This is a genomic window from Streptomyces sp. NPDC041968 (assembly GCF_055589025.1).
Window position 1 is genome coordinate 160956 of the sequence record NZ_JBVJCB010000001.1, and the last position, 11538, is coordinate 172493.

Below are 11538 nucleotides of genomic sequence, written 5' to 3' on the forward strand. Positions count from 1 at the left end.
CCGCGCCCCGGAGCGCTGAGGCCGGTGCGAGCCACCCTGCGCTGGGCCCACTCCGATCTGCGCACCCATCGGGGCGAGGCGCTGTTCCTCATCCTGGCCACCGCGGGCGTGGTCGCCTCGCTGCTGCTGGCCACCGCCCTGTTCGGGTACGCGACCAACCCCTGGCAGCGCGTCTTCACCCAGTCCCGCGGGGCCCACGTCTGGCTGCACACCGACGCCTCGGCCGACCCGGCCGAGCTGGCCGGCCTGGACGGCGTGGGCTCCGTCGCCGGTCCCTACCCCACCGCCCCCGCCACCGTCTCCGTACGCGGCACCCGCGCCTCCGTGGAGCTGCGCGGCACCACCGGGGAGCCCTCCGTGGGGCGCCCGCTGCTCACCGCCGGGCACTGGCTCGACCCGGCGGATCCCGACGGGGTGGTCCTGGAGAGCCGGCTCGCCCGCGCCCTGCTGGCCCAGCCCGGCGACACCCTCGCCCTGCCGGGCACGGCACGGACCCTGACGGTGCTCGGCATCGCGGACAGCCCCGAACGCCGCTACCGCCCGGGCGAGCGGCCGGGCCTGGTGTGGGCACCGCCGGCCGCGGTGAGCCGTCCGGGCGGTCAGGTGACCGGCCTGCGGCTGACCGACCCCGCCGACACGGACTACGTCGTGCAGCGCGCGGTGACCGTGCTCGGCGCCGGCGCCATCGGCCAGGTCTCCACCTGGCAGCAGGCCCGCGCCGAGGCACAGGGCGACAACCGGCTGCTCGGCCAGGTCCTCGGCCTGTTCGGACTGGGGGCGCTGCTCGCCGCCGGGCTGGCGGTGCACGGGGCGATCGGCACCCGGATCCGCGGTCATCTGCGGGACATCTCCGTGCTGAAGGCGATCGGCTTCACACCGGGACAGGTCGTCCGGGTCTTCCTGCTCCAGCACCTCGCCTACGCGCTGCTCGGCGCGGTGGCCGCAGCCGCGCTCACCCAGGCCCTCGGCAGCCGTGTGCCCGGGCGGCTCGGGGACGCGGTCGGTGTCTGGCAGGGGCTGCCCGGCCACGCCGTCGCGCTGTTCGCCGTACCGGCGGGCGCGGTGCTGTTCATCGCCGCCACCACCGGCCTCGCGGCCTGGCGGGCGGGGCGGGTGCCACCGGTACCGGTGCCTCGTCCGGCGGCCGCGCGAGGCGGGGGGCTGTCCGCCGCGGGCCGGCGGGCGCTGGGGCTGCGGGGGCTCCGGGTGCCACGGCTTCGGGGCCGGGGACAGGGGCACGGGTCAGGCGTCGCGGAGCGTGGCGGAGCGGCCGGTGAGGAGCGTGCCGAGGGGTGGTCCGGCGGACGGGAGCGGGAGATCCGTGTGCCGCCCGCGCTCGTCCTGGGCTGGCACAAGGCGTTCACGCGCCGACCGCGCTCACTCGCCACGGTCGCCCGGCTCACGCTGCCGCTGCTGCTGATCGTGGTGGCGATGAGCGCCTGGACCACCATCGACCGCTTCCAGAGCCGGCCCGAGCAGATCGGTCTGCCCGCCGCCCTCAGCGTGCGTGCCGACGCCGGTCCCGGCGACCGGGGCACCCGTGCCCTGCTGGAGCGCGACCCCCAGGTCGCCGCCGCCTACCCGGGCGTGGAGGTGGCCGCACTGGTGCCGGGGCAGACCGCGACCATAGCGCTGCGCGGTCTCGGCACCCAGGAGGACCCGTACCCCTACGCCCTGGCCGAGGGGCGCCGCGCGCGCGGGGCGGACGAGGCGGTGGCCGGGCAGGGTCTGCTCGACCTGCTGGACGTACGGGTCGGCGACTGGGTCCGGATGACCGTCGGCGACCGGCCGCAGATCCTGCACATCGTGGGCCGCAGCATCGAGACGGAGAACGCGGGCCGGGTCATCTCCACGTCCCTGGACACGCTGCGGGAGAACGACCCGCGGTTGAGTCCGACCCTCTACCAGCTGCGTCTGCACGCCGGCGCCGACCCGGACGAGGTCGCCGGGCGGCTCGCCGGGGCCGGGGAGGGCCGGCTCGACGTGCATCCCGTGGCGAACCCGGCCGACGGGCTCTCCCCCTTGCGCGGGGTCGTTCTCGGGCTGATCGCCGTGCTCGCCCTGATCGGGCTGGTCGAGCTGCTCACCGCGATCGGAGGCACCGTCCGCGAGAGCGAACGGGACCTGCTCGCGCTCAAGGCGATCGGCCTGTCGCCCCGCCAGATCACCGGCATCACCGTCACGGCAACCGCCTGCACCGCCCTGGCGGCGGTGCTGCTCGCCCTCGCGCTGGGGCTGCCGCTCGCGCACTGGCTGATCGACGCGCAGGGCGCCTCCAGCGGGATCGGCGCGGGCATCGCCCGGGCGCCCTCCCCCGGTCTCCTCGCGCTGCTGGGGACGGGTGCGGTGCTCGGGGCCGCCGCCCTGGCCTCGCTGCCGGCGTCCCGGGCGGCCCGGCGGCGCCTCGCCGACACGCTGGGCGCGGTGGCCTGACGGAACCGCCGGGCCACCGCGGTCCGGCTCATGCCCGTCCGCGCAGCTCCCGGTAGGCGGCGACCAGCGCCGTGGTGGAGGCGTCCAGACCGGGTACCTCGGCGCCTTCCGTGAGGGCGGGTTCGACGCGCCTGGCCAGCACCTTGCCCAGTTCGACGCCCCACTGGTCGAAGGAGTCGATGTCCCAGATGGCGCCCTGGACGAACACCTTGTGCTCGTAGAGGGCGACGAGCTGGCCGAGGACCGAGGGGGTCAGCTCCCGGGCGAGGATCGTGGTCGTCGGGTGGTCGCCCCGGAAGGTCTTGTGCGGGACCAGCTCCTCCGGCACGCCCTCGGCCCGCACCTCGTCCGGTGTCTTGCCGAAGGCGAGTGCCTGGGTCTGCGCGAAGAAGTTGGCCATCAGCAGGTCGTGCTGGTCCTTCAGCTCGTCGCTCAGTCCGGGCACCGGCTCGGCGAACCCGATGAAGTCCGCCGGGATCAGCTTGGTGCCCTGGTGGACCAACTGGTAGTAGGCGTGCTGCCCGTTGGTGCCCGGCGTGCCCCACACGACCGGTCCGGTCTCCCACTCCACCTCGCGCCCGTCCCGGCCGACGTACTTGCCGTTGGACTCCATGTCCAGCTGCTGGAGGTAGGCCGTGAACTTCGACAGGTAGTGCGAGTACGGCAGGACCGCGTGCGACTGGGCACCCATGAAGTTGCCGTACCAGATGCCCAACAGGCCCATCAGCAGCGGCACGTTGGACTCGGCCGGAGCGGTGCGGAAGTGCTCGTCGACGAGGTGGAAGCCGTCGAGCATCTCCCGGAAGCGGTCCGGGCCGATGGCGATCATGAGGGAGAGCCCGATCGCCGAGTCGTACGAGTAGCGGCCGCCGACCCAGTCCCAGAACTCGAACATGTTGGCCGTGTCGATGCCGAACTCGGCGACCTTCTCCGCGTTCGTGGACAGCGCGACGAAGTGCCGGGCGACCGCCTTCTCGTCGCCCAGCTCCTTCAGCAGCCAGGCCCGGGCGGAGGTCGCGTTGGTGACCGTCTCGATGGTGGTGAAGGTCTTGGAGGCGATGACGAACAGCGTCTCGGCCGGGTCCAGGTCCCGCGTCGCCTCGTGCAGGTCGGCACCGTCGACGTTGGAGACGAACCGGACCGTCAACGCGCGGTCGGTGAAGGCGCGCAGGACCTCGTAGGCCATGGCGGGGCCCAGGTCGGAGCCGCCGATGCCGACGTTGACGATGTTCCGGATGCGCTTGCCGGTGTGGCCCGTCCACGCGCCGGAACGGACCCGGTCGGCGAAGTCCGCCATCTTGTCCAGGACGGCGTGCACCTTGGGCACGACGTTCTCGCCGTCGACCTCGATCACCGCGTCCCGCGGGGCCCGCAGCGCGGTGTGCAGCACCGCCCGGTCCTCGGTGGTGTTGATCCGCTCGCCACGGAACATGGCGTCCCGCAGGCCGAAGACGTCCGTCGCGGCGGCCAGTTCCCGCAGCAGCCGCAGGGTCTCGTCGGTCACGAGGTGCTTGGAGTGGTCGACGTACAGGTCTCCCACCCGGAGCGTGTGGTCGGTGCCCCGCCCGGGGTCGGCGGCGAACAACTCGCGCAGCCGGACCTCGCCCAGTTCGTCGCGGTGTTTGGCCAGCGCGTTCCATTCAGGCGTCTGGTTGAGCCTGGTACGGCCGTCTGCGTTCATGTTCGGACTTCAGCCTTCTTCCCTAGGTGTCCCAGCTGTCCCGGCTGTTCCAACCTAATTGATCAACGGTCAAGAAGACTGAACCGGACCGAAGTGACCGCGGGAGAAAGCCGCGATGTCGTCGGGCTAGATCTCACCGCGGAGTTTGGCGAGCGCCTCGGCGAGAATCGCCTCCCCGTCCGCGTCGCTGCGCCGCTCGCGCACATAGGCGAGGTGGGTCTTGTAGGGCTCGGTGCGGGGCGGGTCCGGGGGGTTGTCCCGGTCCTGTCCGGCGGGGAATCCGCAGCGCGGGCAGTCCCAGGTCTCGGGGACCTGCGCGTCGCTCGCGAAGCTCGGCTGCGTCTCGTGTCCGTTGGAGCACCAGAAGGAGATGCGCAGGCGCGGCGCGGACTCGCCGCGCTCGGCCTCGCCCATCGGCCCCGCCCCGACCCGGCTTCCCCGGATCGCGTTGCCACTTGCCACGGTCGTAACTCCCTGCGTGATGGTGCCGCGAAGCGAGTCGGCGTTTCGCCTCGCTGCGAGCGCCTCAGTCTACGTAAGGCCCAACGCGCGTCCAGTGATTCGAGTGACAAGCCCAAGCGCACACAGACGCAAGCCCCATGATAGGCGGCGCCGTGAAGCGCGTACCGAACATGGGGCTTTACGTGCGGAAGTGCGTGATGGGTCAGCTGTTCGCCTTCATCAGCAGGCCGAGCACCATGATGCACGCGAACCACAGGAGACCGACCACCACGGTGATCCGGTCGAGGTTGCGCTCGGCGACCGAGGAGCCGCCGACGGACGACTGCATGCCGCCACCGAACATGTCGGAGAGGCCGCCGCCCTTTCCCTTGTGCATCAGCACCAGCAGCATCAGCAGCAGGCTGAAGACGATCAGGGCGATCGAGAACCCCATAACCACGGCTGGACCAACTTCCTCGGCTTCGGATGAACGACGGGGGCACGATGACGCAGGCCACCATGCCCCCGCAAGGGTACGACGTATCGCCGCTACCGCCTACTCACCGGTCGATCCGCCGGGCCACCGGCCGACCGACCGGGCGGTCTACTGGTCGCGGAAGCGGACGATCTTGACGAACTCGTCCGAGTCCAGCGAGGCACCGCCGACCAGGGCGCCGTCGATGTCGGCCTGCGCCATGATCTCGGCGACGTTGCCGCCCTTGACGGAGCCGCCGTACTGGATGCGGACCTTGTCGGCCAGCTCCTGCGAGTACAGCTCGGCGACCTTGCCGCGGACGGCCGCGCAGACCTCCTGGGCGTCCTCGGCGCCGCAGACCTTGCCGGTGCCGATGGCCCACACCGGCTCGTAGGCGATCACGATCGTCTCGGCCTGCTCGGCGGTGAGGTCCTTCAGGCCGCCCTCGACCTGGGCGAGGGTGTGGGCGACGTGGTTGCCCGCCTCGCGGACCTCCAGCTCCTCGCCGACGCACAGGATCGGGGTCAGGCCGTGCTTGTAGGCGGCCTTGACCTTGGCGTTGACCAGCTCGTCGGTCTCGGCGTGGTACTGCCGGCGCTCGGAGTGGCCGATCGCGACGTAGGTGCAGCGGAGCTTGGCCAGCATCGGGCCGGAGATCTCGCCGGTGTAGGCGCCGCCGTCGTGGGCGGAGACGTCCTGGGCGCCGTACTTGATCTTCAGCTTGTCGTGCTCGACCAGGGTCTGCACCGAGCGCAGGTCGGTGAAGGGGACGAGGACGGCGACCTCGACGGCGTCGTAGTCCTTGTCCGCGAGGGCGAAGGCGAGCTTCTGGACGTGGGCGATGGCCTCGAGGTGGTTGAGGTTCATCTTCCAGTTGCCCGCCATCAGCGGCGTGCGGGTGCTCATTGAGGTCAGTCCTCCAGTGCGGCGAGGCCGGGGAGCGTCTTGCCCTCGAGGTATTCGAGGGAGGCGCCGCCGCCGGTCGAGATGTGGCCGAATGCGTTCTCGTCGAAGCCGAGCGTACGGACGGCCGCGGCGGAGTCGCCGCCGCCGACCACGGTGAAGCCCGGGGCGTCGACGAGGGCCTGGGCGACCGCTTTGGTGCCCTCGGCGTAGTCGGGGTGCTCGAAGACGCCCATGGGGCCGTTCCAGAAGACGGTGGCGGCGTCGGCGAGCTTCGAGGCGTACAGCTTGCGGGTCTCGGGACCGATGTCCAGACCCTCCTGGTCGGCCGGGATGGCGTCCGCGGCGACGGTGGCCGGGTGCGCCGGGGTCTTCGTCTTCAGGTCCGGGAACTCGGTCGCGACCAGGACGTCGACGGGGAGGACCAGCTCGACGCCGTTCTTCTCGGCGCGCTCGATGTACTCCTTGACGACCGGGACCTGGTCCTCCTGAAGGAGGGAGATGCCGACCTCGTGGCCCTGGGCCTTGAGGAAGGTGTACGCCATGCCGCCGCCGATGAGGAGCCGGTCGGCCTTGCCGAGCAGCTGGTCGATGACGGCGAGCTTGTCGGAGACCTTGGCACCGCCGAGGGCGACCACGTACGGCCGCCGCACGTCGTCGGTGAGCTTCTTCAGGACGCCGACCTCGGTGGCGATGAGGTACCCGGCGTAGTGCGGCAGCCGCTTCGGCAGGTCGAAGACGGAGGCGTGCTTGCGGTGCACCGCGCCGAAGCCGTCGCCTACGTAGACGTCCGCGAGGCCTGCCAGCTTGTCGGCGAAGGCGGCGCGCTCGGCGTCGTCCTTGCTGGTCTCACCGGCGTTGAAGCGCAGGTTCTCGATGACGGCCACCTGGCCGTCGGAGAGGCCGGACACCGTGGACTCGGCGGACTCGCCGACCGTGTCCTCGGCGAAGGCGACGTCGGCGCCGAGGATCTCACCGAGGCGGGCGGCGGCCGGGGCGAGGGAGAAGACCGGGTCCGGGGCGCCCTTGGGGCGGCCCAGGTGCGAGGCGACGATCACGCGCGCGCCCGCGTCGGCGAGGGCCTTGACGGTGGGCACCACGGCGCGGATGCGGCCGTCGTCGGTGATGGTGGTGCCGTCCAGCGGCACGTTCAGGTCGGCGCGGACGAAGACGCGCTTGCCCGCGACGCCTCCGGAGAGCAGTTCGTCGATCGTCTTCAAGAGTGCTCCTGGGTTCTCGGATCGCTCGTGATCCTACGAGGGCTGGTCGCTGCGGACGCGACGCAGGGCCCGGACAGCGCATCCTTGCGCTGCCCGAGCCCTGCTGTCGCATCGAGGTGCCTGCTGAATCCGGCTGGATCAGAGCTGGTTGCCGACGAAGACCGTGAGGTCGACGAGGCGGTTGGAGTAGCCCCACTCGTTGTCGTACCAGCCGATGACCTTCACGTTCTTGCCGTCCTGGACCATGGTCAGGGACGAGTCGAAGGTGCAGGACGCCGGGGCGTTGACGATGTCCGAGGAGACGATCGGGTCCTCGGTGTACTCCAGGATGCCCTTGAGCTCGCCCTCGGCGGCCTTCTGGAAGGCGGCGTTGACCTCTTCCTTGGTGACCTCGCGGCCGAGCTCCAGGACGAGGTCGGTGACCGAGCCGGTCGGGACCGGGACGCGCATGGCGATGCCGTCCAGCTTGCCCTTGAGCTGCGGGAGGACCAGCGCGGTGGCCTTGGCGGCACCCGTGGTGGTCGGGATGATGTTCTCCGCGGCGGCACGGGCGCGGCGCAGGTCCTTGTGCGGGAAGTCCAGGATCCGCTGGTCGTTCGTGTACGCGTGCACCGTCGTCATCAGGCCCTTGACGATGCCGAAGTTCTCGTCGAGGACCTTGGCCATCGGCGCCACACAGTTGGTGGTGCAGGAGGCGTTGGAGATGACGTGGTGGTTCGCCGGGTCGTACTTGTCCTGGTTGACGCCCATCACGATGGTGACGTCCTCGTCCTTGGCCGGGGCCGAGATGAGGACCTTCTTCGCGCCGCCCGCGATGTGCTTCTCGGCGTCGGCCTTCTTCGTGAAGATGCCGGTCGACTCGATGACGATGTCGACACCCAGGTCGCCCCAGGGGATGTCCGCGGGGTTGCGCTCGGCGAGGACCTTCACGGTCTTGTCACCGACGGTGATGGTGTCCTCGGTGTGCGAGACCTCGTACGGGAGGCGCCCGAGGATGGTGTCGTACTTGAGCAGGTGGGCGGTGGTCGCGGTGTCACCCAGGTCGTTGACAGCCACGATCTCGATGTCTGCACCCTGCTCCAGCAGCGCGCGGAAGTAGTTACGACCGATGCGGCCAAAGCCGTTGATGCCTACGCGGATCGTCACGAACCGATCTCCTCGTTGGTACGCCGGCCCGATGTGCCGGCGAGCTGTATTTGGGATGTCCCCGACCACCACCGACCCTACCTCTCCGGGGCCTCGGGGGTGACATCGAGACGCCCCATACCCGGCAGGGCGGTCCGTACCCGCCAGTAGGGGTACGGACCGCCCTGGGGCGTGGGGACCGATCACCCGATTTCGCTACACCGTGTCAGTCCCCAGCGAACCGGAATTCACTCATCCAGGGCACGCAGCGCCTGGCGGAGCAGGGCCGCCCGGGCGGTCGGCTCCGTGAGGTGCTCCAGGCCGAAGCCCAGCAGCACGGTGTCGTCCGTGGTGACCGCGCCGTACGTCTGGAACAGGGTGCCGGTGCGGGCCCAGTCCTTCAGGACGGCGGGGCTGCCGGCGGGCGGCCCGGCCACCCGCCAGGCGCCGAGAGAGGTCTCGAAGCCCTCGGTCGTGGCCGTGGAGCCGACGACGAGGGAGGCCTCGTCGGCGAGGACGCCGCGGCCGCCACTGCCGGGGTCGGTGACGTAGGCGATCGACAGCTCGACGGACTTCCCGGCGTAGGCGCTCAGGTCGAACTCGACCTGCCGCCAGCCCCCGGACGATCCGGTGAGGCTGTTCCACTGCCCGGTGGTGCCGGCCGCGGTGCAACCGTCGTCGGACAGGGTCAGGTAGTGCTCCAGCCAGGGGTGCTCGCTCACGTAGAACCCGGCCGAGCACTCCGCCGGCACGGCCGTGCCGGTGGCGCCGCCGGCCTCGGGCAGCGTGGTCCAGTCGTCGGCGCCGGTGGTGTGCGCCTCGACCAGGGCGTGGTCGTAGCCGCGCTCGGTGTCCCACAGCAGCTGGGTGCGGAGCGTGGGGCGCTCGGAGGCGGTGACACCGGTGAGGTCGACGGTGCGGGTGAGGCGCTTGTAGGCGTCGTCCGTGTGGACGGCGGCCGCCATCCACTCGCCGGCGTAGGGCCCGTACGGGTTGACCGTCCCGGCGAACTTCCCGGCGCCCGCGCTCGCGAACTGGGGGTAGGTGTCGACGGGCAGCTGGTCCGAGGTCACGCTGTAGGTGCCGGCCGCGTCGAGCGGGTTGCCGGGGGCGCCGCCGAGCGTGCCGGTGGTGCCGCCGAGCTTGCCGGAGCCGGTGAATCCGGTTGCTCCGGGGGTCGAGGTGCGGGTGTAGGCGCCCAGGTAGTACTGGCTGAAGTCGTCGGACAGGGTGCCGCCGCCGAGGTCGACGCTGCCGCCGGCCCGCTCCCCCGCCTCGATCAGCCGGCCGCCCTCGTTGAGGAAGGCGCGCAGCTGGAGCTGGGTGGCGTTGCCGGGCACCGCGGCGCCGGTGTGGTGGACGACGGTGTCGAAGTGGGCGAGGACGCCGAGCGCGTCGGGCGCGCCCTGGGTGGCGACGTCCCAGACGGCCGCCCGCCTGCCGTTGGCCCTGAGCGCGTCCACGTAGGTCTGCGCCTGCGTGGCCTTCGCGCCCTCCTCGGCGACGACGAGGACGTCCGCGCGGGGGCGCTCGGCGATCGTGTAGGTGAAGTGCTCGCTCTCGGTCCGCTTGCCGCTCCGGGTCTCGCCGGCGAACCAGACCTCGACCTTGTCGCCGCGGTCGCCGTCCTTGACCTTGGCTCGGTACTCGTCGAAGTAGAGGTTGTCCTCGCCGCCGTACCGCTCGCCTCCCCGCCACGGCTTGAGGGCCATGTCGTGGACGCGTCCGCCGTTGACGCGGTACTTCAGCTCCTTGTCGCGTACGGACTTGCGGACGACGACCGAGACCTCCTGGTCGGCGCCGCGCGAGTAGGACGTGGTGAAGGGGGCCGGGGTGAAGTCGGCGGCCTCCAGGCCGACCGCGGAGGCAGGCCGGTCGGGGTGCGCGGCGCTCTCGGCGACGGAGAGGGCGAAGGGGATGTTCTTCGCGAACTCCTGCTGGATCAGTTCCTCGTCGTCGGGGAAGTTGAAGCCCGACTGGCAGTCGCCCGCGTTCCACTCGTCGTCGGGGTCCTGCTCGGAGATGGTCTGGCAGGTGGACATCTCGGGGGTGAACATCGCCGTGCCGTTGACGTTGGCCGCGTGGCCGTCCGCCTCGCCGTTGGTGGTGTACAGCTCCGAGGAGACCTGCGGGTGGTAGCCGGGGATCGCGGAGTTGTCCGGCGTGCCGGCGAGCGCCTTGTAGAGGACGTCGTCCGGGGTGTTCGTGGCCACCTGCCAGCCGACCCCGTAGAGGAGGAGTTCGGCGGCGGAGTGGTAGTTGATGCCGTAGGTGAAGCCGATCCGCTTCTGGAAGGCGTCCAGGGCCTGGGTCTCGGGCTCGGAGTTCGGGCCGTCACCGCGGTAGGTCTGGCTGGTGGGGTTCGGGGACGAGCCCTCGTCGTCGTAGCCCCACTTGTAGGCGAAGTTGCGGTTGAGGTCGACGCCGTCGCCGGTGCCGATGGTGCCGTCGCCGTTGTTGTCGCGCAGGTTCTTGCGCCACAGGCGGTTGTCGGTGTCCTCGAACGTGTAGTCGTAGCCGTCGGGGTTGGCCGACAGGAGGAACCACATCTCGGTCGAGTCGACGAGCTTCTTGATCCGGCGGTCCTGGTCGTACTTGTCCAGGTAGTGGTGCATCAGCCGGCGGGTCATCTCCGGGGTGATCCACTCACGGGCGTGCTGGTTGGACATGTAGAGGACGGAGGGCTTGGAGCCGTCCTTCGACTTCTTCGCGTTCTTGGTGAGCTTGAGGGCCAGGATGTCCTGGCCCTTCACGGTCTTGCCGATGGAGACGACCTTGGTGAGGCCGGGGTTCTCCTGCGCGGTCCGCAGGATCTCCTCCCGCAGGCCGCCGCTGCCGCTGTACGGGCGGAAGACGCCGTCGGCGGCGGCCTCCACGCGCCTCTCGGCCCGGGCGGAGAGGGTGTGCTCGGCGAGGCCGACGCCCTGCTTCTCCAGCTTCTCGGCCTGCCCGTCGGTCAGGTAGACCTCGACGGTGGCCGTCCCCTTGTCGGGGACCCGCTCGCTGAGTTCGTGGCCGTCCTGTCCGGCGGCCAGCAGCAGGGGCACCTGCTCCTGCGTGACCTCGGCGCGGAAGACCTTCACCTCCTCCGCGTCCGGGGTCGCCGGGTCCGCGGGTTGTGCCTGGGCGATGGGTGCGAAGCCCGCTCCGCCGATCAGGAGCGCGCCGACGGCGAGGATCGATCTCGCTCTTCGTCTCATGAACCCCCCTAGCTGAAGCCTGTCCGACAGGCTTGAGTCCGCCACAGCAGCGAACAGATG

General features: G+C 71.0%; 8 protein-coding genes. 1 reads left to right on the forward strand and 7 read right to left on the reverse strand.

What is annotated here, in order from left to right:
• The first annotated feature begins 24 nt into the window (after positions 1-24).
• Positions 25-2433 carry an FtsX-like permease family protein gene (locus ACZ6EG_RS00775; protein WP_469600488.1) on the forward strand — a complete coding sequence of 803 codons (2409 nt, stop codon included), beginning with the start codon at positions 25-27 and terminating at the stop codon, positions 2431-2433.
• A 28-nt stretch (positions 2434-2461) separates the two neighbouring features.
• Here the strand turns inward: ACZ6EG_RS00775 and pgi are convergent, their stop codons facing one another.
• The 7 genes from pgi to ACZ6EG_RS00810 all read right to left on the reverse strand — a co-directional run bounded on the left by pgi (position 2462) and on the right by ACZ6EG_RS00810 (position 11478).
• On the reverse strand, positions 2462-4114 hold the full coding sequence (gene pgi / locus ACZ6EG_RS00780) for a glucose-6-phosphate isomerase (protein WP_391967544.1): 1653 nt from the start codon (positions 4112-4114) through the stop codon (positions 2462-2464).
• Positions 4115-4240: 126 nt separating this feature from the next.
• The gene (locus tag ACZ6EG_RS00785; RefSeq protein ID WP_003976875.1) at positions 4241-4576 is read right to left on the reverse strand and encodes an RNA polymerase-binding protein RbpA; all 336 of its coding nucleotides are present in this window, start codon (positions 4574-4576) and stop codon (positions 4241-4243) included.
• A 202-nt stretch (positions 4577-4778) separates the two neighbouring features.
• Complete coding sequence (secG, locus tag ACZ6EG_RS00790) at positions 4779-5009, reverse strand: preprotein translocase subunit SecG (RefSeq protein WP_053128919.1); 231 nt, start codon at positions 5007-5009, stop codon at positions 4779-4781.
• A 150-nt stretch (positions 5010-5159) separates the two neighbouring features.
• Positions 5160-5936, reverse strand: coding sequence for a triose-phosphate isomerase (tpiA, locus tag ACZ6EG_RS00795; protein ID WP_391967545.1), 777 nt, complete (start codon positions 5934-5936; stop codon positions 5160-5162).
• 5 nt (positions 5937-5941) lie between these two features.
• Positions 5942-7153: a phosphoglycerate kinase gene (locus ACZ6EG_RS00800; RefSeq protein WP_391967546.1), complete on the reverse strand. Its 1212-nt coding sequence runs from the start codon at positions 7151-7153 to the stop codon at positions 5942-5944.
• Positions 7154-7291: 138 nt separating this feature from the next.
• Positions 7292-8299 (reverse strand): type I glyceraldehyde-3-phosphate dehydrogenase, encoded by a 1008-nt coding sequence (gene gap / locus ACZ6EG_RS00805; RefSeq protein ID WP_053128925.1) that lies wholly within the window; start codon positions 8297-8299, stop codon positions 7292-7294.
• Between the two features lie 227 nt (positions 8300-8526).
• The gene (locus ACZ6EG_RS00810) at positions 8527-11478 is read right to left on the reverse strand and encodes a M14 family metallopeptidase (RefSeq protein ID WP_391967547.1); all 2952 of its coding nucleotides are present in this window, start codon (positions 11476-11478) and stop codon (positions 8527-8529) included.
• Between the last annotated feature and the right edge of the window lie 60 nt (positions 11479-11538).

Excerpts from the sequence above, each read along its gene's own strand:
- pgi (WP_391967544.1), bottom strand. The coding sequence starts at position 4,114 with ATGAACGCAGACGGCCGTACCAGGCTCAACCAGACGCCTGAATGGAAC.
- secG (WP_053128919.1), bottom strand. The coding sequence starts at position 5,009 with ATGGGGTTCTCGATCGCCCTGATCGTCTTCAGCCTGCTGCTGATGCTG.
- tpiA (WP_391967545.1), bottom strand. The coding sequence starts at position 5,936 with ATGAGCACCCGCACGCCGCTGATGGCGGGCAACTGGAAGATGAACCTC.
- ACZ6EG_RS00810 (WP_391967547.1), bottom strand. The coding sequence starts at position 11,478 with ATGAGACGAAGAGCGAGATCGATCCTCGCCGTCGGCGCGCTCCTGATC.